Source organism: Pseudomonas gingeri (assembly GCF_013385425.1).
Taxonomy (GTDB): Bacteria; Pseudomonadota; Gammaproteobacteria; order Pseudomonadales; family Pseudomonadaceae; genus Aquipseudomonas; species Aquipseudomonas gingeri_D.
The window spans coordinates 1-25,739 of record NZ_JACAQA010000006.1; the positions used below are offsets into that span (position 1 = coordinate 1).

A 25,739-nucleotide genomic window follows, 5' to 3' on the forward strand; every position below is an offset into this window, starting at 1 on the left:
CTTGGCCACGGCCAGGGAGGTCAGCTCTTCAGCCGATTCAACCAGGATGGCACGGTCGGCACCCAGGGCCAGCGCGGTACGCAGTTGCTCCTGAGCGGTGGACGGACCAACGGAGACGACGACGATTTCAGTCGCGACGCCTTTTTCCTTCAGGCGTACCGCTTCTTCCACTGCGATTTCGCAGAACGGGTTCATCGACATCTTGACGTTGGCGAGGTCGACGCCGGAATTGTCCGCCTTGACGCGGACCTTGACGTTGTAATCGACAACGCGTTTGACAGCTACAAGAACCTTCATGGATTCCTCGTTACTCTCCGGTGAAAAGGAAATCGCCAGGACTCATCCTGGCGGTTGATGCTCAACGGCGCACGACTCCATAAGAAGCACAAGGGCACCTCCAAAAACGCCGGCACTTGATAAGGAAAATACCAACGCCGACCACCCTATACCGTCCGTCGGACGTGACCGGGCAGTCATGAACCGTCAAGGCGTGTAAACTCAGCGCCAGAACGGCATGCCGCTGTACTTCCCACTGCCTTCGCCCTGTCTTTAGAGGGGCTCCTGAATCCTTGATTCAGCCTACGGCGAGCGCGAAACCGCCCGTATCTTGACCGGAACGCCCATTCCGGTCAATACGGCAAAATGGCCAGTCATAAGCCGCGCTTCTTTGATTTATCTAGCCTGCAGCGAATTCAAACAAACGTTTGTATTGGACGCTGGTAGTGGTGTAGATATAATGCGCCGCCTAGAGAGAAAGATGTCTCATCCGTGATCCTCCTCCCGACGTGGTGCAGGAATACTGGAGCGCGACACCAAACCTCCAATTAGAAAAATGTGAGCCTTGAGTAGGAGAGAGTCTGTGGAACGCGAATACATGGAATTCGACGTGGTCATCGTCGGTGCCGGCCCCGCAGGCCTGTCCGCCGCTTGCCGGCTGAAACAGAAAGCGGCCGAAGCGGGTCAGGAAATCAGCGTCTGCGTCGTGGAGAAAGGTTCCGAGGTCGGTGCCCATATCCTTTCCGGCGCGGTGTTCGAGCCACGGGCCCTGAACGAACTGTTCCCGGACTGGAAAGAGCTCGGCGCGCCGCTGAACACCCCCGTCAAGCGCGACGACATCTATGTCCTGCGCAGCCACGAGACCTCGACCAAGGTTCCCGACTTCTTTGTGCCCAAGACCATGCACAACGAAGGCAACTACATCATCTCCCTGGGCAACCTGTGCCGTTGGCTGGCCCAGCAGGCCGAGAACCTGGGCGTGGAAATCTACCCGGGCTTCGCCGCCCAGGAAGCGCTGTTCGACGAGAACGGCGTGGTTCGCGGGATCATCACCGGTGACCTGGGTGTCGACCGTGAAGGCCATCCGAAAGACGGCCTCTACACCCCTGGCATGGAACTGCGCGGCAAGTACACGCTGTTCGCCGAAGGCTGCCGTGGGCATATCGGCAAGCAGCTGATTTCGCGTTTCAAGCTCGACAGCAATGCCGATGCCCAGCACTACGGCATCGGCCTGAAGGAAATCTGGGAAATCGATCCGGCCAAGCATGAGCCAGGCCTGGTGGTGCACACCGCCGGTTGGCCGCTGGACATCATGAGCGCCGAGAACACCGGCGGCTCGTTCCTCTATCACCTGGAAAACAACCAGGTGGTGGTGGGTCTGATCGTCGACCTGTCCTACAGCAACACCTTCCTGTCGCCGTTCGACGAGTTCCAGCGCCTCAAGCATCACCCGGTGCTCAAGCAGTACCTGGAAGGCGGCAAGCGCATCAGCTACGGCGCCCGCGCCATCTGCAAGGGCGGCCTGAACTCGCTGCCGAAGATGGTCTTCAACGGCGGCGCGCTGATCGGTTGCGACCTGGGCACCCTGAACTTCGCCAAGATCAAGGGCAGCCATACCGCGATGAAGTCCGGCATGCTCGCCGCCGAAGCCGTGGCCGAGAAGCTGCTGGCCGGTGCCGAGGGTGGCGATGAGCTGCACGGCTACGTCGAGTCGTTCAAATCGAGCTGGCTGTACGAAGAATTGTTCGCCAGCCGCAACTTCGGCCCGGCGATGCACAAGTTCGGCCCGATCATCGGCGCCGGTTTCAACTGGCTCGACCAGAATATCTTCGGCGGCAAACTGCCGTTCACCCTGCACGACACCAAGCCGGACTATGCCTGCCTGAAGCTGGCGAAGGACTCGACGACAATCGATTATCCGAAACCGGACGGCAAGCTCAGCTTCGACAAGCTCAGCTCGGTGTTCATCTCGGGTACCAACCATGAAGAAGAGCAGCCCTGCCACCTGAAGCTGAAGGACCCGAGCATTCCGATCGGCAAGAACCTGCCGCTCTATGATGAGCCGGCACAGCGTTACTGCCCGGCCGGTGTGTATGAGGTGATCACCCAGGAAGACGGTGCGAAGCGTTTCCAGATCAACGCCCAGAACTGCGTGCACTGCAAGACCTGTGATATCAAGGACCCTTCGCAGAACATCACCTGGGTCACCCCGGAAGGCGCCGGCGGCCCGACTTACCCGAACATGTAAGTCCTCGGCACAACAGAAAGGCCCCTTCGGGGGCCTTTCTGCTTACTTGAGAATGCACTGAAGTTTGTGCTATCCGCAGAGCTTGTAATGTCCTCAAGGCCCTCTTCGCGGGCAAGCCCTGCTCCTACAATGTCGTGTCGTACACAACATCAGTGATCGACGTTTAACTGTAGGAGCAGGGCTTGCCCGCGAAGCTTATAGCGCCCTCACGCTCCAGCGCTGTGCCTCAGTTCACCCCCACCTCCACCCGATCGCCGTTCAAGCGCACCGGCCAGACCCGCAAGCGCTGCTCGGGGTATTCGATACAGGAGCCATCCGCCAGGCGGAAGTGCTGTTTGTACAAGGGCGAGGCAATCACCAGCTCGCCCTTCAGCGTACCGACGATGCCACGGCCAATCACATTGGCCCCCGATTTCGGATCACGGTTATCGATGGCAAAGACCTGCTCGCCACCGCCGATAGCCGGCAGATGGAACAGTGCCACCTGGGCGCCGTCAAGCCAGGCGACCACTCCGGAATCAGCCACCAAATCGGCGCGATTACACAGGGTTTTCCATTCCACAGCATTCTGCGGACGTTCCAGGGTCGTGGCATTCATCAGTTCAACTCCTCGGCGACAGGGATCAGCTGCAGTTCATCGGCACGGGCCGGACGACGCTGGCCGCGCTCCTCGACGAAACGGATGGCGGGATCGCCGCCGGTGTCATTGACGAAGGTGCGGAAGCGCTTGAGTTTCTCCGGGTCCTGCAGGGCGTTGGCCCATTCGCACTGGTAACGATCGACCAGCAGATCCATCTGTGCCTCCAGTTCGTCGGCCAGGCCCAGGCTGTCGTCGATGATCACCGCCTTGAGATAGTCGAGGCCGCCTTCCAGGCTTTCACGCCACACCGAGGTGCGCTGCAGGCGGTCGGCGGTGCGGATGTAAAACATCAGGAAGCGGTCGATGTAGCGGATCAAGGTCGCGTCATCGAGGTCGGTGGCGAACAACTCGGCATGCCGCGGACGCATGCCGCCATTGCCGGCGACATAAAGGTTCCACCCCTTGTCGGTGGCGATCACGCCGATGTCCTTGCTCTGCGCCTCGGCGCATTCGCGGGTGCAGCCGGAAACCGCGAGCTTGAACTTGTGCGGCGCACGCACGCCCTTGTAGCGGTTCTCCAGCAGCAGGGCCATGGCGACGCTGTCCTGCACGCCATAGCGGCACCAGGTGCTGCCGACACAGGACTTCACCGTGCGCAATGATTTGCCGTAGCCGTGACCGGTCTCGAATCCGGCATCCACCAGCTCGCCCCAGATCTGCGGCAATTCGTGCAACTGGGCGCCGAACAGGTCGATCCGCTGGCCGCCGGTGATCTTGGTGTACAGATCGTATTTCTTCGCCACCGCGCCGAGGGCGATCAGTTTGTCCGGGGTGATCTCGCCGCCGGCGATACGCGGGATGATCGAATAGGTACCGTTCTTCTGCATGTTGGCCATGAAGGTGTCATTGGTGTCCTGCAACGGCACCAACGCCGGGTCCATGATCGGCTGGTTCCAGCACGAGGCAAGGATCGAACCCACCGCCGGCTTGCAGATATCGCAGCCGACATGGCCCTTGCCGTGGCGAGCCAGCAGCGCGTCGAAGGACTCGATGCGCTCTACCCGGACAATGGCGTAAAGCTCCTGGCGGGTATGGGCGAAATGCTCGCACAGGCTCTTGTCCACCGTGACGCCACGGGCGCTCAACTCGTGCTCGAAGACCTGCTTGAGCAGCGCGGTACAGCCACCACAGCCGGTGGCGGCGCGGGTGCAGGCCTTGAGTTCGGAGAGCTCGCTGCAACCGCCGTCGATGGCCGAGCAGATCGCCCCTTTACTGACGTTATGGCAGGAACACACGGTGGCGGTCGCGGGCAAGGCATCCACCCCCAGGGCCGGTGTCGCCTCGCCCAATGGCAGGATCAGCCCGGCCGGGTCGGCGGGCAGGTCGATACCGTTGCTGACGTACTGCAGCAGGGTGTCGTAGTAGCTGTTGTCACCGACCAGCACCGCACCCAAGGCGCGTTTGCCATCGGCGGACACCACCAGGCGCCGGTAGCTGGCACTGGCCTCGTCGATAAAGCGGTAGCTGCGTGAACCTGGCGTGGCGCCATGGGCATCGCCAATGGAGCCGACATCGACGCCGAGCAACTTGAGCTTGGTCGACATATCCGCGCCCATAAACGGCTCGCTGTCTTCACCGCAGAGTTGCGTGGCGACCGCGCGGGCCATCTGGTAGCCCGGAGCGACCAGACCGAAGATGCCGCCGTTCCAGGCCGCGCATTCACCGATGGCGTAGATGTCCGGATCGCTGCTGACGCACTGGCTGTCGATGGCCACCCCACCACGTGGACCAAGTTCCAGACCAGACTGTTTGGCCAGGGCGTCCTGCGGACGGATACCGGCGGAAAACACAATCAGATCGGCCTCGAGGAAATCCTCGCCGGCGAAGTTCATCCGGTAGCGGTATTCACTGCCGGTGCTGATCGACTGGGTACCACGGGACAGGTGCACACTGACCCCCAGCGCCTCGATCCGGTCCTTGAGCGCCTGACCGCCCTGCTCATCCAGCTGGACCGGCATCAGCCGTGGCGCGAACTCCACCACATGGGCTTCGAGACCCAGGGACTTCAGGGCATTGGCTGCTTCCAGGCCCAACAGGCCACCACCGACCACCACGCCACGCCGGGCATTTTTAGACGCGTCGCGGATGCGGTCTAGATCACCCAGGGTTCGATAGACCAGCCGCGAGTCGCCCTCGGCGCCTTCAATCGGCGGAACGAAGGGAAAGGAACCGGTCGCCAGCACCAGCTTGTCATAGGCCACACGGCCGTCGGCGGTGATCACCTCGCGACGTTCGCGATCAATCTCCAGCACCGCGCGGCCCAGGTGCAAGGTGACACCCGGGGTCTGGTACAGCGCGATATCGCCGAGAGCCAGGGCTTGAGCATCACGACCGCTGAAGTATTCGGACAAATGCACGCGATCATAGGCGCGCTGCGGTTCTTCGCTGAATACATGAATCCGATACTGCGCCAGGGCACCGCGCTCGACCAGTTGCTCAACGCAGTGATGACCCACCATGCCGTTGCCGATCACCAACAGTGTTGGCCGGTTGTTCGAGGTCGCTGAATAGCTGTTCATAGGAAGCATCCGTCAAAGCCAATCCGGTTTTTCGAAGGCAAAAAAAAGCGCCCGGAACCAAAAGGTTCCAGGCGCCTTTGCCTGTTCGTGCTGCCGGCCCGTGGGCCCGACGCAGTCATGTGTACCCGGGCCGGTTGTGGCCAAACGATCGCCGTTGATCGACGGGGCATCCCACTCGCGCCATCGCGGTGAGGTGCAAGGGGCTATGCATCGCTTGTGCCAAGGCCCAAAAACCAAGGCCTGACACGATCCTTGCAGGAGCAGGGCTTGCCCGCGAAGGGGCCCGCGAGACCGCTAGGAGCTTCGCGGGCAAGCCCTGCTCCTACAGTTGCGCGGTGTTTTCAATAGCCCATTTCCTTAGCTGACTGACGTTGGGAAAAGTTCAAGCCCAACCAGGCAACAAAGCGCCAAAACAGTGCAACAAGACTCGACTCGCCCCATCAGGACGCTGATTTTCATCTCCCGGAGTTGCACCAGCTCCCTGGCCTCACCCCATGTCAGCCTTATCCAACGCACCCTGTCGACCACCACCGAAGCAGTTGGCGCGCGCATTGCTACAGCCTGACCAGGCCATCAACGTCGATGGCTGTGTATTTCACTCTTCAGGCAACATTCACGACAAAGGCGCCGTGCCGCTCCCGTTGAAAAACGTGGAGCAGCAGGCGCTTTTTTCGTTTCTGCCGGACCCGGTTTCCAACCCCGAGGACGCACCATGACCGATACCCACCTGGCCAGCAACACCGTGCGCAGCGTCTGTCCTTACTGCGGCGTGGGTTGCGGCATCGTCATGCAGGTCGAGGACAATCTGATCGTCAAGGTCTCGGGCGACAAACAACACCCGAGCAACTTCGGTCGCCTGTGCACCAAGGGCAGCACCTGCGGCCAGGCGGTGGCCAATTCCGGACGCATGGAGCACGCTTTCCTGCGTTCGCAACGTAGCCGCGACCCGGCGCGCGTCGGTATCGACCAGGCCATCAGCGCCACCGCCCAACGCCTGCGGGACATTATCGACAGCCATGGCCCGGACGCCGTGGCGCTCTATGTGTCCGGGCAGATGTCCCTGGAAGCCCAGTACCTGGCCAATAAACTGACCAAGGGCTTTATCCGCAGCCGCCATATCGAATCCAACTCGCGCCTGTGCATGGCCAGTGCCGGCAGTGGCTACAAACTGTCCCTGGGGGCCGACGGCCCGCCGGGCTCCTATGAGGATTTCGAGCACAGCGAGCTGTTCCTGGTGATCGGCGCGAATATGGCCGACTGTCACCCGATCCTGTTTCTGCGCCTGCTCGACCGGGTCAAGGCCGGGGCCAGGCTGATCGTCGTCGATCCGCGGCGCACCGGCACCGCCGACAAGGCCGACCTGTTCCTGCAGATCAAACCGGGCACCGACCTCGCCCTGCTCAACGGCCTGCTGCACCTGCTGGTGAAAAACGGCCACGACGACCGCGACTTTATCACCGCCTTCACCGAAGGCTGGGAAGTCATGCCCGACTTCCTCGAAGACTACCCACCGGCCCGGGTGGCCGAGTTGACCGGCCTGGCCGAGGCCGACCTGCACCAGGCCGCACAGTGGATCGGCCAGGCGGCCAACTGGATGAGCTGCTGGACCATGGGCCTCAACCAGAGCGTGCAAGGCACCTGGCACACCAACGCGCTATGCAACCTGCACCTGGCCACCGGCACCCTCTGCCGCCCTGGCAGCGGGCCGTTTTCCCTGACCGGGCAACCCAACGCCATGGGCGGTCGCGAGATGGGCTATATGGGCCCCGGCCTTCCGGGTCAGCGCTCGGCGCTGGTGGCTGATGACCGTGCCTTTATCGAGCAGCTTTGGCAACTGGCTCCCGGCAGCCTGCGGGCCGAAGCCGGCGAAGGCACGGTGGCCATGTTCGAGGCCTTGCGCGCCGGCAGCATCAAGGCCTGCTGGATTATCTGCACCAACCCGGTGGCGAGCGTGCCCAACCGGCAGAACGTTATCGAGGCACTGCAAGCCGCCGAACTGGTGATCAGCCAGGACGCCTACCTGGATACCGAAACCAACCGCTACGCCGATATCCTCCTGCCCGGCGCCCTGTGGGCCGAAGCGCAAGGCGTGATGATCAACTCCGAACGCAATCTGACCCTGATGCAACAGGCCGTGCAGCCACCCGGTGAAACCCTCCCCGACTGGCAGATCATCGCCCGCGTGGCCTGTGAAATGGGTTATGCCGAGGCCTTTACCTATGACAGCGCCGAGGCGGTGTTCGAGGAAATCAAACAGGCCTGGAACCCCAAGACCGGCTATGACCTGCGCGGCGCCAGTTATGCCCGCCTGCGCGAGCAACCGCTGCAATGGCCGTGTGCCGAGGCCCGGGGGCCCACGCGCAATCCGATCCGCTACCTCAACAACGGCCTCAGCCAGGCGCTGAAATACGACCAGGACGGCCAGCAACCGGCAATCGCCTTTCCGACCGAAAGCGGCAAGGCGCAGTTCTTTGCCCGGCCGCACCTGATGCCGACGGAAATGCCCGATGAGGAATTCCCCCTGGTGCTCAATACCGGGCGGGTGCAGCACCAATGGCACACCCTGACCAAGACCGGCAAGGTGGCGACCCTGAACAAACTCAACCCCGGCCCCTTCGTGGAAATTCATCCCGAGGATGCCGCGCGCCTGGGCATCAAGGAACGCGACCCGGTGCAAATCCGTTCGCGGCGGGGCCGTGCGGTACTCCCGGCAGTGATCACCGAGCGGGTTCGGCCGGGCAACTGTTTTGCACCCTTTCACTGGAACGATGTGTTCGGCGACAACCTGGCGATCAATACCGTGACCAGCGATGCCATCGACCCAGTGTCGTTGCAGCCGGCCTTCAAGTTCTGTGCGGTCAACCTGCTGGCCCTGGCTCCAGAACCCACCCGCCTTGCCCCCGAACTCGCGCTGACCGACGCCTCGGCTGCCGCCCCGGAGAATGTTTCCCCCATGCAGATCAACGCTTTCGCCCGCCTGCTCAACCTCGATATTCCGGCAGAGCTGAGCCTGGCCGCCGACGAACACTTGTATATGCAGGGTTACCTGCTGGGCCTGCGCAGTGCCGAGGCCAAGGCGCCGGGCGTGCCCACCCTGCCCGCCAGCGCGCCTTTTGGCGCCGATAAACGTCTGCTGCTGGACGGCCTGCTTGCCGGGCTGTTTTCCCGTACGGCGGGCACCGCGCTGGAACCACAGGCCGCCGCCGACCTCCAGGCCCCCACCGCTGAATGGCTGGTGCTCTGGGCCTCACAAACCGGCAACAGCGAAGAACTGGCCCAGGCCTGCGCCAAGCGCCTGGACAGCGCCGGCCAACGGACCCGCCTGCGGGCCATGGACGAGGCCGGCCTTGACGACCTGCGCGCCGCCAGCAGCGTATTGCTGGTCACCAGCACCTTTGGCGACGGCGACCCGCCGGACAATGCCGCAGGTTTCTGGCAGGCCCTGCAAGGTGCCGAGGGCCAGGCCCTGGCACAAAGCCGCTACAGCGTGCTGGCCTTGGGCGACACCAACTACGACCAGTTTTGCGGCTTCGGCCGCAAGCTCGACGAGCGCCTGAGCGAACTCGGCGCCGAACGCCTGCTGCCGCGCCTGGAGTGCGAGCAGGATGCCCAGCAAGCCGTCGAACCCTGGCTCACAACCCTGTGCACGGCGCTCAGCGGCCCGTCCGCGCCCCCGACCATAGTCGCCAACGCTGTCACACAACCCGCCCTGACCGACATCGGCAGCCCCTACAGCCGCCATCACCCCTTGCACGCCCGCCTCCTGCACAACCAGGTGCTCAATGCCCCCGGCGCGGAAAAGGAAACCCGCCATCTGGTGTTCGACCTCGGCGACCAGGACTTTCCCTACCAGGCCGGCGATGCCCTCGGCGTCTGGCCGAGCAATTGTCCGGAGTCGGTCGACAAGCTGCTGGATATCCTGCAACTGGACGGCGACAGCGGGGTCACGCTCAAGGACAAGGCGCCGATGAGATTGCGCGAAGCCCTGCTCGATCACCTGGATATCACCCGGATCACCCCGGAGATCTTGCGCCGGGTCTGCGGGCTCTGCGCCAGTCCCTGGCTGGATGAATTGCAGGAGGAAGCCAACCAGGCCCGGCTCAAGGATTGGCTCTGGGGCCGGCAACTGCCGGACCTGCTGCACGAGTTCCCCATCAGCCTTGGCGCCAACCAATTAATCAGCCTGCTCAAGCCCTTGCAGCCACGGCTGTATTCGATTTCCTCCAGCGCGAAAGTCACCCCGGCGCAAGTGCACCTGACGGTTTCCACCGTGCGCTACCGGCATGGCGAACAGATCCGTGGCGGGGTCTGTTCGAGCTTTCTCGCCGACCGCGCCACCAGCACCGGCGCGCGCTTGTTTATCCAGCGCACCACGCACTTCCGGGTCCCGCAAGATCCGCGCACGCCGATGATCATGATCGGCCCCGGCACCGGCATCGCGCCGTTTCGCGCCTTCCTGCAGGAACGCCAGGCCCAGGGCGCCGAGGGCAGGAACTGGCTGTTTTTCGGCGAACAACGCGCCGCCAGCGACTTCTACTACCGCGAGGAACTGGAGGCCTGGCTGCGCAGCGGTCACCTGAGCCGCCTGGACACCGCCTTCTCCCGTGACCAGACTGAAAAGATCTACGTGCAGCAGCGCATGCTCGAAGCCGGCGCGCAGCTCTGGAGCTGGCTGGAGCAAGGGGCCAGCGTCTATGTCTGTGGCGATGCCAGCCGCATGGCCAAGGATGTCGATGCCGCGCTGAAGAAAATCGTCCAGGTCCACGGCCGGATGAGCGCTGGTGCGGCGGGACTGTATGTCAGTGCCATGAGCAAGGATCGACGCTATCTGCGTGATGTCTATTGAGTGAGCGGAATATTCAATACACCGCAAAACTGTAGGAACCGGGCTTGCCCGCGAAGCTTCTGGCGGTCTCGCGGGCCCTTTCGCTGGCAAGCCATGCTCCTACAAGGGAGCGTGTTCGGCCTTGACCGACGGCTATCGGCATAACTATTGCTCCACCTTGTGACAGGCGTCAGCCCCACAGTTTCAGGAATCACCGCATGCACAACGATTTGGCAAGGTCACCATTGGCCTGGGTAGCGGGCAGCGATGCCCCGGAAAAGAACGTGCTCAACCTCGGCTATATGCCCTTGAGCGACAGCGCCTCCCTGGTGGTCGCGGCCACCCAGGGCTTCGCCCAACCCTATGGCCTGACGCTGAATCTGCAGCGCCAGAACTCCTGGGCCGGCCTGAGCAACAAGCTGGTCAGCGGCGAACTGGATGCCGCCCATGGCCTGTACGGCATGATCTACGCCATCCAACTGGGCATCAGCGGCACACCGGCCACCGACATGGCGGTGCTGATGGGCCTGAACCAGAACGGCCAGAGCATCAACCTCTCGCAACCGCTCAAGAACGCCGGCGTCACCAGCGCCCTGGCCCTGCAACAGCGTGCCCGCAACGGCCAGGCCAAACTGACCTTCGCCCAGACCTACCCCACCGGCACCCACGCCATGTGGTTGTATTACTGGCTGGCCAGCCAGGGCATCCACCCGCTGGAAGACGTCAACAGTGTGGTGGTACCGCCACCGCAAATGCTCGAACACCTGCAAGCCGGACGCATCGACGGCTTCTGTGTCGGCGAACCCTGGGCCGCCCATGCCATCGAGCAGGGCCAGGGCTTTACCCTGACCACCAGCCAGGCGATCTGGCCGGACCATCCGGAAAAGGTCCTGGCCTGCACCCGCGCCTTCGTCGAGGAATACCCCAACACCGCGCAAGCCCTGGTGATGGCGATCCTGGAAGCCAGCCGTTTTATCGAAGAGAGCCAGGAAAACCTGCGCAGCACCGCGCAATTGCTCAGCGGCAGCGACTACCTCGACGCGCCCCTGGCGAGCATCGAGCCACGTCTGCTCGGTCGCTACGACGACGGCCTCGGCCGGCACTGGCAAGATCCCCATGCCCTGACCTTCCATGACCGTGGCGTGGCCAACTACCCGTACCTCTCCGACGGCATGTGGTTCATGACCCAGTTCCGCCGCTGGGGCCTGCTGCGCGAGGCGCCGGATTACCTGGGCGTGGCCAGCCAGGTCCAGCAACTCGACCTTTACAGCCGCGCCGCGAACGCCCTGGACATTCCCATGCCCGGCACCCCGATGCGCAGCAGCCGACTGCTCGACGGCCAGGTCTGGGACGGTTCCGCCCCCGAGGCCTACGCCCGTGGTTTTGCCCTGCATGCCCTCAATGATCACTGACAGGAGCTGGCCGTCATGCTGAAAATCCTGCTGATCAACGACACCTCGAAAAAGCTCGGGCGCCTGCGCACGGCCTTGAGCGAAGCCGGTTTCGAGGTGGTCGACGAATCCGGCCTGACCATCGACCTGCCCGCGCGGGTCGAGGCGGTGCGCCCGGATGTGCTGCTGATCGACACCGACTCCCCCAGCCGTGACGTGCTCGAACAGGTGGTGCTGCTGAGCCGCGATCAACCGCGACCGATCGTCATGTTTACCGACGAACACGACCCCGCCGTGATGCGCCAGGCGATCAAGGCCGGGGTCAGCGCCTATATCGTCGAAGGTATCCAGTCCCAGCGCCTGCAGCCGATCATGGACGTGGCCATGGCCCGCTTCGAAAGCGACCAGCACCTGCGCGCGCAGTTGCAGGCCCGCGACCAGCAGATCGCCGAGCGCAAGCGCATCGAGATGGCCAAGGGGCTGCTGATGAAGATGAAGGGCTGCGACGAGGCCGCCGCCCATACCCTGATGCGCCGCCAGGCCATGAGCAAACAGCAGAAGCTGATCCAGGTCGCCGAGCAGGTGATCGCCATGAGCGAACTGCTCGAGTGACATGCACCGCAACGCAGCACAGCCGCGCCAACGGGCTGCGTTGTGGGGCACGGGCCTTTTCCCCTCGACTCGCCCTCGCGCCACGGGCAACGCCCTGCAAAGGCCGCGCTTGAGCGCTGAATGAACTCAAACTGAAAGCTGGCACATATAGTGCTCAGGCAATACCCGGTAGCCAACGGCGGCTGCCCCACTCCGACAAAGACGTCGCAATCCCCTTCGTGCAAACGAACCGGGATGCGGCGTTTTTGCGTTTTTAGCGTCGGTAAACGGGGGCAGGCGGCCGGTGAACATCACCCGTGCGCAGGTTCCGAGCCTTCGTTGAACCCTTTGGCAGATGAGGTGTTAGATGCACAACAGTTTCTGGAAAGCCGGCCATACACCGACCCTGTTCGCGGCGTTTCTGTATTTCGACCTGAGCTTCATGGTCTGGTACCTGCTGGGGCCACTGGCGGTGCAGATCGCCACCGACCTGCAATTGACCACCCAACAGCGTGGCTTCATGGTAGCCACGCCGATCCTGGCCGGTGCCATCCTGCGCTTTATCATGGGCATGCTCGCCGACCAGCTGTCACCGAAAACCGCCGGCATCATCGGCCAGGTGATTGTCATCGTGGCCCTGCTGGCAGCCTGGCAACTGGGCGTGCACAGCTATGAACAAACCCTGCTGCTGGGTGTGTGCCTGGGCATGGCCGGGGCCTCCTTCGCCGTCGCCCTGCCCCTGGCGTCGCAGTGGTATCCGCCGCAGCACCAGGGCAAGGCCATGGGCATCGCCGGCGCCGGCAACTCGGGCACCGTGATCGCCGCCCTGGCGGCACCGCTGCTGGCCGCCGCCTTTGGTTGGGTCAACGTGTTCGGCCTGGCCCTGATTCCCCTGGTGTTGACCCTGGTACTGTTCAGCCTGATGGCGCGCAACGCGCCCAACCGCGCCAAGGCCAAATCCATGGCCGACTACCTGAACGCCCTCGGCGACCGTGACAGCTGGTGGTTCATGTTTTTCTACAGCGTCACCTTCGGCGGTTTTATCGGCCTGGCCAGCGCCCTGCCCGGTTACTTCCATGACCAGTACGGCCTCAACCCGCAAACCGCCGGTTATTACACCGCCGCCTGCGTGTTCGCCGGCAGCCTGATGCGTCCGTTGGGCGGCGCCCTGGCGGATCGTTTCGGCGGGATTCGGGCCCTGCTCGGCACCTACGCCATCGCCACCCTGTGCATCGGCGTGGTGGGCTTCCACCTGTCCAGCTCGGTGGCGGCCCTGGCGCTGTTCGTCATTGCCATGCTCGGCCTCGGCGCGGGCAACGGTGCAGTGTTCCAACTGGTGCCGCAGCGCTTTACCAGGGAAATCGGCGTGATGACCGGCCTGGTCGGCATGGCCGGCGGTATCGGCGGTTTTCTACTTACGGCAGGGCTGGGAGCGATCAAGCAGAGTACCGGTGACTACCAGCTCGCCCTGTGGTTGTTCGCCAGCCTGGGGCTGATCGCCTGGTTCGGCCTGTACGGGGTCAAGCGCCGCTGGAGAACCACCTGGGGTTCGGCGGCCTTTTCCGCCGCCCGGGTCTGAGCCAGGACCATGGGTCTGCAACTCAGCTACGCCGAGGCCAGCGCCAGCGGCCCCCGGGAGCAGAACCAGGATGCGACGCGCCTGGTGATCCCGGTAGCCGCCCTGGCCGCCAGCAAGGGTTATCTGTTCGCCCTGGCCGACGGTGTCAGCCAGTGCGCCGACGGCGGCCTGGCCGCGCGCTCGACCTTGCAGGCCCTGGCGCTGGATTATTACGCCACGCCGCCGACCTGGGGCGTGTCGCAAGCCCTGGACCGGCTGCTGCTGGCGCAGAATCGCTGGCTGCATGCCCATGGCGGGCAGTCACCGCTGTTGACCACCCTCAGTGCGCTGGTGCTGCGCGGGCGTTCATTCACCCTCGCGCATATCGGTGATTGCCGGGTCTATCGCTGGTTTGCCGGACAGTTGCAACGCATCAGCGAGGATCACGTCTGGGACCAGGCCGGCATGCAGCATGTGCTGAAACGGGCGCTGGGCCTGGAACAGCATCTGGTGGTCGACTACCTGGAAGGCGAGCTGCGCCAGGACGAACAGTTCCTGATCCTCAGTGACGGGGTCTGGGCCACCCTCAGCGACGCGTCGATCGTCGATATCCTGCAGCGCGACCTGCCGCTGGAACAGGCGACCCTGGCCCTGGTCGAGGCCGCGCATCGGTCCGGCAGCCAGGACAATGCCAGTGCCGTACTGGTGCGCATCGATGAACTGGCCGACACCGATCTCGACGATCTGCTTGGGCAAGCCGAGCAATGGCCACTGCCACCGACACTGAAACCGGGGCAGTGGTTCGAGGGCTGGCAGGTCGAGGGTCTGTTGAAACAGAGCCGTCAGTCGCTGCTGTACCGGGTCCACGATGCACAGCAGCAACCCTGGCTGCTGAAGACCCTGCCAGTGCAACGCCAGGACGACACGGCCGCGGTCCAGAGCCTGCTGCTGGAGGAATGGTTCCTGCGGCGCATGACGGGCCGCCACTTCCCCGAAGTGCATCCCGCCGAGCAGCGTCAACACCTGTATTACCTGATGCGCGAATACCCGGGGATAACTCTCGCCGAACACTTCGACGCCCACGGCCAACTGGGTCTCAACCAGGGGCTGGAGTTGGCGTTACGACTGCTGCGGGCAGTGGGCCTGCTACACCGGCGCAATCTCCTGCACCGTGATATCAAGCCGGAAAACCTGTTGCTGGGGACCGACGGCGAGCTGCGGGTGCTGGACTTCGGACTGGCCTACTGCCCCGGCCTGAACCGCCAGCGCGATGCCGAGTTGCCCGGCACGCCCAGCTATATCGCCCCGGAAGCCTACGGCGGTGCGCCACCGAGTGCGGCGCAGGATCTGTATAGCGTCGGCGTCAGCCTGTATTACCTGCTGACCGGGCACTACCCCTATGGCGAAATCGAAGCCTTCCAACGTCCCCGGTTCGGCTCGCCGGTGCCGGCCAGTCGTTATCGTCCGGACCTGCCCGACTGGCTCGAACACAGCCTCGGCAAAGCCCTGGCCAGCGACCCGGCCCAGCGCTACGAAACCGCCGAAGAATGGCTGCTGGCATTGCAACAGGCCGAACACTTGCCGGCACCGCGCCCCCGTCCATTGCTGGAGCGCGAGCCAATCAAAGTCTGGCGCACCCTGGCCCTTGGCTCCCTGCTGTTGAATCTGATCCTGTTGGCCTGGCGACTGCACGGCTGAAGCGAACCTCTCCTGGAGAACTGAATATGCATGGCAAAGTCTGGTTGGTGGGCGCCGGCCCCGGTGACCCGGAGCTCTTGACCCTCAAGGCGGCGCGCGTCCTGCGGGGTGCCCAGGTGGTGATGGTCGATGACCTGGTCAATCGCGCCGTGCTCGAACATTGCCCCGACGCCCGGGTGATTGCCGTGGGCAAGCGCGGCGGCTGCCGCTCGACGCCGCAGGCCTTTATCCATCGGCTGATGCTGCGTTACGCCCGCCAGGGCAAATCGGTGGTCCGCCTCAAGGGCGGCGACCCGTGCATCTTCGGCCGCGCCAGTGAAGAAGCCGACTGGCTGCAAGCCCGCGGGATCGAGGTCGAAGTGGTCAATGGCATCACCGCCGGGTTGGCCGGCGCCACCCACTTCGGCATCCCGCTGACCTTGCGCGGCGTGGCCCGCGGCGTGAGTTTCGTCACCGCCCACACCCAGGACGACAGCCCTCTGGACTGGACCGCCCTGGCGCAAAGCGGCACAACATTGGTGGTGTATATGGGCGTGGCCAAGCTGGCGGAAATACGCGGCAGCCTGATCGCCGCCGGACTCGCCACCCGCACCCCGGTGGCACTGATCGAAAACGCCTCGCTGCCCCAGCAACGGGAGTGCCGCAGCGACCTGGCGCATATGCACGAGGATGCCCTGGCGTTCGAACTCAAGAGCCCGGCGATCCTGGTGATCGGCGAGGTGGCGGCCTGCGCGTCAAGCCAGGTTCAAGCCGCCCGCTCGTCCCCGGGGCTGCGTTCGAAGTAGCGTTTGTACTCGCGACTGAACTGCGAGGAGCTCTGATACCCGACCCGATGGGCGACCTGCGCCACACCGAGGCCGTCGGCCAGCAACAATTGTTGCGCCTTGAGCAGACGCAGGCGCTTGAGGTATTGCACCGGCGACAGCAGGGTGACGCGCTTGAAATGCTCGTGAAAGGTCGACAGGCTCATATTCGCGCAACTGGCCAGGGTCTCGACGTTCAAGGGCTCGGTGTAATGGGCATGCAAAAGACCCAGGGACGCCGCGATCCGGGAAAAATGCCCCTGCTGCTCCACCAGCGCACGCAGCACTTCCGACTGCGGCCCGCGCAAGGCGGCGAACAACAACTCGCGCACCCGCGCCTCACCCATGACACGACACTCCAGCGGGTCCCGCAGGCAACGCAGCAAGCGTTCGACGCAACCGCGCATGCTGTCATCCAGCACCACCGAGGCCATGGATTCCGGGGTCTGGGCCGCCGCCGGGCTGTCATGGTTGAAGCCCATGGCCAAGACCAGCTCCCCCAGCACCGCCCGGTCGATAGCAACGGAAATCCCCAGCAGGGGCGCGCCATCACTGCCGGCAAAGGTCTCGCACTCGAAGGGCACCGAAAGGGCCTGGATCAGATAGTGTCCGGCGCCATATTCCAGGGTCCGCACCCCCAGGTAGGCCAGCTTGCTGCCCTGGACAATGATCATCAGGCTCGGCTCGTAGATCTGCGGACCACGGGCCACATCACAGCCGACGCGCAACACCTGCACGCCCGGCAACAGGGTCGGGACGAAGCCGTCACGGGTGGCCAGGGGCTCGATCAGCGCAACCAGGGGGGCATTGGCGTCCAGATGACGGGTCAACTGCATGGCAAAAACTTCACGGAAAAAGGGATGGGAACATCTTCGCAGGTCCGGGGACACAGGCGAATGGCGAAATCGCGATACCGGAGGAATAGGCAAGACACGCGGAGGAATCGCCATGGCCGTGTCCAGCTTCGACGCCGACAATGCATCGCCTCAACCGTCACAGCTTTGCGAGGCTCCTCATGTACACCGCCATCGGTTATGCCGCCCAGTCGCCAACCACGCCCCTCGCCCCCATGTCCTTCCAGCGTCGCTCGCCGCGACCTGACGATGTCGCCATCGAGATCCTCTACTGCGGCGTCTGTCACTCCGATATCCACCAGGCCCGCAACGAATGGGGCATTGCCGTCTACCCGTTGATGCCCGGCCATGAAATCGTCGGCAAGGTCACCGCCGTCGGCGCCAACGTTACCCGGCACAAGGTCGGCGACCTGGTGGGCGTCGGCTGCATGGTCGACTCCTGCCGTCATTGCGAAGCCTGCTCCGCCGATCTGGAGCAATACTGCCTGGAAGGCCCGACCATGACCTACGCCACCCCGGATCGGGTCGATGGCAGCAACACCATGGGCGGTTACTCCGACAGCATCGTGGTCAGCGAACACTTCGTCGTGCGCATTCCGGAAAAACTCGACCTGGCCAGCGCCGCGCCGATTCTCTGCGCCGGCATCACCACCTACTCGCCGCTCAAGCACTATGGCGTCAAGCCGGGGGACAAGGTCGGGATTCTCGGCATGGGCGGCCTGGGCCATATGGGCATCAAGTTCGCCAAGGCCATGGGCGCCGAAGTCACCCTGTTCACCCGTTCGGCGAGCAAGGCCGAGGAAGGTCGTCGCCAGGGCGCCGACCATGTGATCGTCTCCACCGATGCCGGGCAGATGGCCGCCGCCGCGGGCCGCTTCAACTTCCTGCTCGATACCATCCCGGTGCAGCACGACCTCAACCCCTACCTCGACACCCTGGCCTTCGACGGCGTGCATATCCTGGTGGGCCTGATCGAGCCGGTGGACCCGGCACTGCATGCCGCCAAGCTGGTGCTCAAGCGCCGGGTACTGGCCGGTTCGCTGATCGGTGGCATTGCCGAAACCCAGGAAGTCCTGGATTTCTGCGCCGAGCACGGCATCACCTGCGACATCGAGATGCTCGACATCCGCCAGATCAACGAGGCCTACAGCCGCATGATCGCCGGTGATGTGAAATACCGTTTCGTGATCGACATGGCGACCCTCAAGGCCTGATCAAGGCTGCGTGCGCCACGGCAGGAGCCGGTAAACCGGCTCCTGCCCCTCCCACCGGGCCTGCATCCACGCAACGGCCCCCATGCTATATTCGCGTCCCTTTCCGACCCACAGAAGGAATGCCGACGTGAACAAGAAGACCGGCATCAGAGCCCAGCAAGCCGACCAGACCCGCGCGCGTATTCTCAACGCGGCGGTGAAGGTGTTCACCCGCGACGGTTATTCCGGCGGCCGGGTCGAAAGCATCTCCCGCGAGGCCGAATCCAACGACCGCATGCTCTACTACTACTTCGGCAGCAAGGAACGCCTGTTCATTTGCGTGCTGGAACATATCTACGAGCAGTTCAACAAAGCCGAAAGCAAGCTCAAGCTGAACCTAGAGGAACCGCTGCAAGCCTTGCAGGACCTGGTGGCCTTCGTCTGGACCTACTACGTCAAGCACCCCGAATTCGTCGCCATCCTGAGCATCGAGAACCTGCACAAGGGGCGGCATGCGCAGCAGTCGGGTGAATTGCGCCGGCTTTCCGGTGAAGCGGTGGGCGTGCTGCGCCCGATCATCGAGGCCGGCCAGGCCAAGGGCATCTTTCGCCAGGACCTGGATATCAAACATGTGTACCTGATGATCGCCTCGCTCTGTTATTTCTATAACTCCAACCAGCACACCCTGAGCTCGTTCCTGGGGGAACCGCTGGCGGAGAAACGCCAGCAGCAGGACTGGCTGGCGTTTATCAGTGACCTGGTGGTGCGTGGGGTGCTGCGCCTGCCTTAAATTCTGCAAACCCCGCGGACCTGTAGGAGCCTGGCTTGCCAGCGAAGCTTTTAGCGGTCTTGAGGGCCTCTTCGCCGGCAAGCCAGGCTCCTACAGGGTTGTGGTGCTACAACGAATAGCGTTCATCAGTGAGTACCAGGATTCGCTCGAACATGGGCCACGGTCTTTTCCAAGCCCTGCCACGGCGGCGCCTCGCCGGCAAACCGACTGCGCAGATACGCCGCCAACTCCGCCACCTGGGTATCCGACAGGCTGTCCTTGAATCCCGGCATATAACCCAGATCCCGGGTCGCCGGATTCTGGATACCCTGCAAGATCACCTTGAGCAGATTGTCCGGCACATCGCTGTGCACATTGCTGTTGGTCGCCAGTGATGGGCTGACCCCAAACAACTTCGGCCCCAGCCCATCGGCGTGGCAACCCTGGCAGGAACCTTCGAACAGGCGCTGACCGTTACTCAGTGACAACTTCACCTCAGGCACCACCTTCTGCGCAGCGGCCACCGGCCGGGTCGCCTTCTCCACCACCTGCGCTTCAGCATCCGCCCCGTTCAGCGACGCCAGGTACACCGCCATCGCCCGCACATCCTCTTTCGGCAATTTCGCCAGCTCGGTGACCACCGGCCCCATCGGCCCCGTCGCCACGCCATGGGCATCGGAGTAACCGGTGCTCAGGTAGCTGAACAACTGATCCTCGGTCCACGGCGTCGGCGCCTTCGACAAGCCGTTCAACGCCGGCGCCTCCCAACCATCGACCATGGCCCCGGACAGAAACGCTGCCCCGCCCTTCTCCGCACCCAGAAGATTGCGCGGTGAATGACAAGCCGCGCAGTGCCCCAATCCGTTGACCAGATAAGCCCCACGATTCCATTGCTCGCTACGCTGGGGCTGCACCTGGATTTCCCCCTTGCGCAGGAACAGGGCATTCCAGCCGGCCATCAACGGCCGCTGGTTGAACGGAAACCCCATTGCATTGGCCTTGGCCGCCTGGCTGACCGGCGCCTGGGACATCAGGTAGGCATACAGCGCCTGCATATCGGCATCGTTGATATTGCGAAACGCCGTATAGGGAAACGCCGGATACAGATTGCGCCCGTCACGACCGATGCCGTCACGCATCGCCCGCTCGAAGGCCGGATACGACCAGCTGCCGATACCGGTCTTCACATCCGGGGTGATATTGCTGCTGTACAGCGTGCCGAACGGCGTCTCCATCGCCAGTCCGCCGGCATTGGTTACACCACCCGGCGCCGTGTGGCACACCGCGCAATCGCCGACCGCCGCCAGCAAGCGCCCGCGCTCAAGGGTTGCCGCCGACCAGGTCCCGGCACTGGGCGGGGCGATAGGCGCGATTTCCCCATGCCAGGGCCAGGCCGTGGCGGCCATGCCGAGCAGCGCGCCGAAGGCCGCGAACAACGAGCCGAACAACCATTTCGAACGTTTCTCCGGCGACTTCGGCGGATCCCCGGCGGTGCCGGCATTGAGCGCCTGCAACACCCGCTCGGGGGTAATCGGCAGTTCGCGAAAACGAATCCCGGTGGCATCGAAGATCGCATTGGCAATCGCCGCCGCGCTCGGCACCGAGGCCGATTCGCCGGCGCCCATGGGCGGCTCGCTCTGGCGCGGCATCATCAGCACATCGATCTGCGGCACCTCGGGAAAGGTCAGGATCGGATAACCGCCCCACTCCTTGCTCGTCACCGCCGACTCTTCAAAGGTCACCCGCTCCTTGAGCACCCGGCTGGTGGACTGGATCACATTGCCGTGAATCTGGTGCCGCACGCCGTCGGGGTTGATCATCATCCCCGAATCATGGCCGATCACCACCCGGGTGACCGAGACATCGCCGGTCTGCCGGTCCACCGCCACATCCGCGATCCAGGCCGCCCAGGCCGCGCCGAAGCCGGGAAACTTGCTGTGGATATAACGCGCATAGGCAAAGCCGCGACCGCGCAGCAGATGGTCTTCGTTCGGCGTTTGCATCGGCGCGGTGCGCGGGGTCCAGGCGGCCCGTTCGGCGGTGGATTTCACCAGGTCCACGGCCCGCTGGTCCGGCAGGTAACGCAGGCGATATTCCACCGGATCGACCCCGGCGGCGAAGGCCAGCTCGTCGATATAGGACTCATGGGCAAAGGTGTTGGGCAAGGCCGACACCCCGCGCATCCACGACGCCCGGACAATCGGCGACATGTCGTTGATGCTGACCCGCATATGTTCATAGGCATAAGGCGGGATCGAAGTGCGGTCGCCCATTTCGAACATTGCCGCCAGCGGCTCGACCCGCCCGGTCAGCAGCAAGGCCAGGGTCGGTGCGCCATTGGACGGGTAGCTGGTCTCGAAGTCGTAGGCCGCCACGCTGCCATCGGCATTCAGGCCGCCATCGATGTCCATCAATTGCGCCGTGCCCTTGGGTTCCCAGGCGTGTTCCTGGTCACGGGTCAGTTGCACCCGTACCGGCTTGCCCACGGCGCGGGACAGCAACAGGGCGTCGGCACAGACGTCATCGGCGCAGTTGCGGCCGTAACAGCCGGACGCCTCCATGCGGATGATCTCGATACGTTCTTCCGGGTACTCCAGCAGCCAGGCGAGGTCGGCCCGCAACAGGTGCGGATTCTGGCTGCCGGACCAGACCCGGATGCCCTCCTCGTGATAATCCGCCAAGCCACAGGACGGGCCGATGGAAGCATGCATCTGATAGGGCCAGAGGTAGGTGCGCGGCATGCGCTGGCTGGCGCCGGCGAGGGCCGCATCGACATTGCCCTGGTCCAGCACCGTACGCTTGATCCTTGGGTTGTCGCGGATCGCCTGCTCGACATCGCTCAGGTCCGGCAGCTTCTGCGTCCAGTCCTTCCAGCGTACCCGCAGTTCCCGCGCCGCCTTCGCCGCCTGTTCTTCACGCAACGCAACCACCCCGATAAAGTCGCGGATCACCACCACCGCGACGATCCCGGGGATATGGGCGATGGATGACTCATCGACCTCCAGCAGGCTGTTGCCGACAAAGTCGCCGCAATCGAAACCGGCATAAGGCGGGCGCACGACCCGACCATGGAGCATGTCCGGCACGCGCATGTCATGGACATAGATCAGCTCGCCGGTGGCCTTGGCCGGGATATCCACCCGCGCCGTGCCCTTGCCCACCAGCCGATAGTCTTCGGCCGGTTTGAGCGGCGCACCGCCGCTGATACGCAACTGGTCGTGCTCGCCCGCCACCAGTTCGCTGTAGCCCAGGGCCCGGCCATCCGGCGCCTTGACGATACCGCGTTCGACCCGCAGCGCCGCCACGTTCAGCGACCAGCGCCCGGCAGCCCGTTCCAGCAGGAAGCGCCGGGCTTCGGCCGCGGCGTTGCGCAGGGGAATCGCGGAGATCTGCAAGGTCGCGCTGGCAATGGTTGCGCCCTGGTTCGGCGCGCGCTCGGTGTCGCCGAGCACCATGCACACCTGCTCCACCTCCAGGTCCAGCTCCTCGGCGACGATCTGCGCCAGGGAGGTGCGAATACCGGTGCCCAGGTCCACATGGCCGTTGAAGGCATAGACGAGGCCATCGTCGTTGACCGCGATAAACAGCCCCAGCTCCTTGGGCAAGACCCGCGGCGTGCCGCCTTTGGCCACCGGCCCCGAGGGCGGCAGGATATCGTCGACGATCAGCAGCACGCCGGTCTTGGCCAGCCATTGGTCGCGGGTGGGGATGGCGTCGCTCATGGTCGTCGATCCTGGTTCAAGGCAATGGACGGGCGGCACGCAGCACCGCGCGAAGAATTTCGATATGGGTGCCGCAACGACAGAGATTGGCCGACAGTTCCTGGCGGATCTGCGCTTCGCTGGGGTGCGGGATACGGTCGAGCAAGGCCTTGGCGGTCATGATCATGCCGTTCAGGCAATAGCCGCACTGGGCCGCCTGCTCGTCGATAAAGGCCTGTTGCACCGGGTGTGGCGCCTCGCGGCTGCCGAGGCCTTCGAGGGTGACGATCTGCCGGTCCTCGGCGCCGGCCAGGGGAAACACGCAGGAGCGCGCGGCCACGCCGTCGACGATCACCGTGCAGGCCCCGCACTCCCCCAGGCCGCAGCCGTACTTGGGGCCGTTGAGCCGCAGGTCGTTGCGCAGCACCAGCAACAGCGGGGTATCGGCCATGGCCGTCACCGAATGGCGTTGGCCGTTGACCTCAAGGGCTACCGTGATTTCCTGCATCGTCATGGAATGCGCTCGCTTCATTTGATGAAGTAACTACTACATGAAAAGGGCATGGGTTGAGAACGATGTCTCCTGACGACACACTTTTTTCGATGAAGTGGTTACTACATGAAAGGAGAGCAAGAAGAGTGCCAGTTGGACTTTCAGGCGTCCGACCATGGCATTGGAGAAACACAAAACCTGTGGGAGCGGAGCTTGCCCGCGAAAGGGGGACACCGCGGTTCTTCAGCTAGACCGCGTCATCGTTCTTCGCGGGCAAGCTCCGCTCCCACACAGGCCCGCATCCAGAAAGGGTTACTCGTCGCGGTCGTCGATCATCTTGCGCAGCAGGAACAGCACCGCGACCTGTTCGGCGGGATTGAGGTTGCTCATGGTCAGTTCGCTGATCTTCGCCGCGCAGGGCACGGTCTGCTGCACCAGCCGGCTGCCGGCCTCGGACAAACCGACAATGACCTTGCGCCGGTCTTCCGGGTCCGGCTCCAGGGTGATCAACTCACGGGCCCTGAGCCGCTCGACGATACCGCGAATGGTCGCCTGGTCCACGGCGGTGGCCTTGACCAGTTCGGTCAGGGAGCTGGGGCCGTGATCGCGCACCGCGCACAGGGTGACGAACTGCACGGCGGTGAGCTGCGAGTCGCCGACATTCTGCTGGAAGATCGCCATATGCCGCTGGTAGGCCTTGCGCAGCAGGTGGCCGACTTGTTCGGAAAACACATAAGGGTTGGAATCAGGAGTATCCGGCACGGCAGGCTCGAAAAGGCGAGGGAGAATGGGCAGGCATGATGGACAGGTTGGGGGGCAGACTCAAGTGTGAGGTTGTCCGGCCCGGCCTCTTCGCGGCGGTGCGGCGATCCGACAAGCTCCGCTCCCACAGTACCGCGTCATACCTATCAGTATCGGTAGACACCCGAACTGTGGGAGCGGAGCTTGCCCGCGAAGGGGCCCGCAAGACCACCAAAAACCTCACTGACAGCCCCTTCACCCCAGACTCAGCGCGCCCGCGACGCCTCCGGCGCCACCACATCACCGCCGATCACCACCGCCTGGTCATCCAGGTATACATCGCAATGGCGCAGCGGAATGTCCATATGGCACGGCGTCTTGCGCGTCCCGCCGACCTCGGTATTCGGCCCGGTGGAGAACAGGAAGTTGCCATAGAACGCCCGGGCATCCATACACATGCCGTCGTTCTTGTCGTGCAACCCCATCGCCGTCCACTGCGCCCGTGGCTGCAGCCCCCAGCCGATATGGGAGATGCCGTACACCTCGGGATCATTGAAATACTTCATGTAGTCGCGCAGGTACTCGGCCTCGAAACCACCGTGGATCGAGGTGATAAAACCCTTCTCGACCTCCAGGGTGATCTTCTCCCGGGTATAGGTCTTGAACGGCAGCAGGATATCGCCGACATCCAGTACCAGCACGCCCTCGGCGGTTTCTTCGTTCGGCCAGGAGAACAGAAAGCCGCTCGGCCAGTGATCCCAACGCCCCGGCTCATCGGCGAAACCATACTCGGTCACCGACGGATACTGCCCCAGCGCCGCGCGGAAATCGCTGCCGGCGCGGGAGGTCACATGGATCGAACGGGCCTTCTTCAACAGCTCTTCCGCCGCCAGCACCCGCACCTTGTCGGCCTCGGTCGGCAGCATCCGCGCCAGCACTTCCGGCGGCTCCACCGCCAGCAGGATGCGCGTGCCGGTCTTGAGGATCTGCTCCTGTTCCGGCGAGTGCAGCAGCATCATGGTGTCGACGATCAGATCCGCCGCTTCCAGCGCCCGCTGCGCGGCGATATTGCCGGTCAGCGCGGTGTCGCCACAGTAGGCGGTCATATCGTTGCCCATGGCCGTCGGGTGGTTGAACGACGGCAATTCCACCGCGTACACCTTGGCCCCCAGGCGCTGCGCCGCCTCCATCGCCGAACGCACGGTGCGCGGATCGGAGTAATGACTCTTGAGCACCGCGACACTCTGGGTCGAGTCGACTTTCGACAGCTTCAACACGTGTTCGAACATCTGCGTCAGTTCGCAATCACTTACCGGCATTTTCCTCTCTCCTCTTCGCTCGCGCTGCACCAAGTCGAGGCGCGACGCTTCAGTCTAGTGCGTTTTTATAGCGTATACGCCATTTATCATCGATAAGACCTGAATTCACAGCGCTCTGCA

At 63.7% G+C, this 25,739-nt stretch carries 18 protein-coding genes; 10 read left to right on the plus strand and 8 right to left on the minus strand.

The window, feature by feature from the left end; translation table 11 throughout:
• Positions 1-297, minus strand: a 297-nt coding sequence (locus HX830_RS11375; RefSeq protein ID WP_442757371.1) for an electron transfer flavoprotein subunit beta/FixA family protein, incomplete at its 3' end; no start/stop codon positions are given.
• 562 nt (positions 298-859) lie between these two features.
• Here HX830_RS11375 and HX830_RS11380 point away from each other — a divergent pair.
• Complete coding sequence (locus HX830_RS11380; RefSeq protein ID WP_177100252.1) at positions 860-2,524, plus strand: electron transfer flavoprotein-ubiquinone oxidoreductase; 1,665 nt, start codon at positions 860-862, stop codon at positions 2,522-2,524.
• Between the two features lie 226 nt (positions 2,525-2,750).
• On the opposite strand, the gene nirD is transcribed toward HX830_RS11380, so the two are convergent.
• Both nirD and nirB read right to left on the minus strand, forming a co-directional pair.
• Complete coding sequence (gene nirD, locus HX830_RS11385) at positions 2,751-3,122, minus strand: nitrite reductase small subunit NirD (protein WP_177100254.1); 372 nt, start codon at positions 3,120-3,122, stop codon at positions 2,751-2,753.
• Positions 3,122-5,683, minus strand: a complete 2,562-nt coding sequence (gene nirB, locus HX830_RS11390) for a nitrite reductase large subunit NirB (RefSeq protein WP_177100256.1) — start codon at positions 5,681-5,683, stop codon at positions 3,122-3,124. Before nirB ends, nirD begins: the two co-directional genes overlap by 1 nt.
• A 494-nt stretch (positions 5,684-6,177) precedes the next feature.
• Between nirB and HX830_RS11395 the strand changes: the two genes are divergently transcribed.
• The 7 genes from HX830_RS11395 (at position 6,178) to cobA (ending at position 16,531) form a co-directional block, all read left to right on the plus strand.
• On the plus strand, positions 6,178-6,399 hold the full coding sequence (locus HX830_RS11395) for a hypothetical protein (RefSeq protein ID WP_177100258.1): 222 nt from the start codon (positions 6,178-6,180) through the stop codon (positions 6,397-6,399).
• Between the two features lie 11 nt (positions 6,400-6,410).
• Complete coding sequence (locus HX830_RS11400; RefSeq protein ID WP_177100418.1) at positions 6,411-10,529, plus strand: bifunctional nitrate reductase/sulfite reductase flavoprotein subunit alpha; 4,119 nt, start codon at positions 6,411-6,413, stop codon at positions 10,527-10,529.
• 197 nt (positions 10,530-10,726) lie between these two features.
• Positions 10,727-11,920, plus strand: a complete 1,194-nt coding sequence (locus tag HX830_RS11405) for a CmpA/NrtA family ABC transporter substrate-binding protein (RefSeq protein ID WP_177100260.1) — start codon at positions 10,727-10,729, stop codon at positions 11,918-11,920.
• Positions 11,921-11,935: 15 nt separating this feature from the next.
• A complete protein-coding gene (locus HX830_RS11410) occupies positions 11,936-12,511 on the plus strand; it encodes an ANTAR domain-containing response regulator (protein WP_152737097.1) in 576 nt (191 codons plus the stop codon).
• Between the two features lie 346 nt (positions 12,512-12,857).
• Positions 12,858-14,069 (plus strand): nitrate/nitrite transporter, encoded by a 1,212-nt coding sequence (locus HX830_RS11415; RefSeq protein WP_152737098.1) that lies wholly within the window; start codon positions 12,858-12,860, stop codon positions 14,067-14,069.
• Between the two features lie 9 nt (positions 14,070-14,078).
• Entirely contained in the window at positions 14,079-15,746 is a 1,668-nt protein-coding gene (locus HX830_RS11420) for a bifunctional protein-serine/threonine kinase/phosphatase (protein WP_152737099.1), read from the plus strand.
• Positions 15,747-15,772: 26 nt separating this feature from the next.
• Positions 15,773-16,531 (plus strand): uroporphyrinogen-III C-methyltransferase, encoded by a 759-nt coding sequence (gene cobA, locus HX830_RS11425; RefSeq protein ID WP_152737100.1) that lies wholly within the window; start codon positions 15,773-15,775, stop codon positions 16,529-16,531.
• Here the strand turns inward: cobA and HX830_RS11430 are convergent.
• Complete coding sequence (locus tag HX830_RS11430; protein ID WP_103499672.1) at positions 16,492-17,385, minus strand: AraC family transcriptional regulator; 894 nt, start codon at positions 17,383-17,385, stop codon at positions 16,492-16,494. The two genes, cobA and HX830_RS11430, sit on opposite strands and share 40 nt — an antisense overlap.
• 179 nt (positions 17,386-17,564) lie before the next feature.
• On the opposite strand from HX830_RS11430, the gene HX830_RS11435 reads away from it, so the two are divergent.
• Complete coding sequence (locus HX830_RS11435; RefSeq protein ID WP_103499676.1) at positions 17,565-18,617, plus strand: NAD(P)-dependent alcohol dehydrogenase; 1,053 nt, start codon at positions 17,565-17,567, stop codon at positions 18,615-18,617.
• Between the two features lie 82 nt (positions 18,618-18,699).
• On the plus strand, positions 18,700-19,386 hold the full coding sequence (locus tag HX830_RS11440) for a TetR family transcriptional regulator (RefSeq protein ID WP_177100262.1): 687 nt from the start codon (positions 18,700-18,702) through the stop codon (positions 19,384-19,386).
• 125 nt (positions 19,387-19,511) lie between these two features.
• Here the strand turns inward: HX830_RS11440 and HX830_RS11445 are convergent, their stop codons facing one another.
• The 4 genes from HX830_RS11445 to HX830_RS11460 form a co-directional block, all read right to left on the minus strand.
• Positions 19,512-23,087: a molybdopterin cofactor-binding domain-containing protein gene (locus tag HX830_RS11445; protein WP_177100264.1), complete on the minus strand. Its 3,576-nt coding sequence runs from the start codon at positions 23,085-23,087 to the stop codon at positions 19,512-19,514.
• Positions 23,088-23,103: 16 nt separating this feature from the next.
• The gene (locus HX830_RS11450; RefSeq protein ID WP_103499675.1) at positions 23,104-23,580 is read right to left on the minus strand and encodes a (2Fe-2S)-binding protein; all 477 of its coding nucleotides are present in this window, start codon (positions 23,578-23,580) and stop codon (positions 23,104-23,106) included.
• Between the two features lie 291 nt (positions 23,581-23,871).
• Entirely contained in the window at positions 23,872-24,321 is a 450-nt protein-coding gene (locus tag HX830_RS11455; RefSeq protein WP_100940725.1) for a MarR family winged helix-turn-helix transcriptional regulator, read from the minus strand.
• A 245-nt stretch (positions 24,322-24,566) separates the two neighbouring features.
• Entirely contained in the window at positions 24,567-25,619 is a 1,053-nt protein-coding gene (locus HX830_RS11460) for a 2,5-dihydroxypyridine 5,6-dioxygenase (RefSeq protein WP_177100266.1), read from the minus strand.
• Positions 25,620-25,739: the final 120 nt, after the last annotated feature.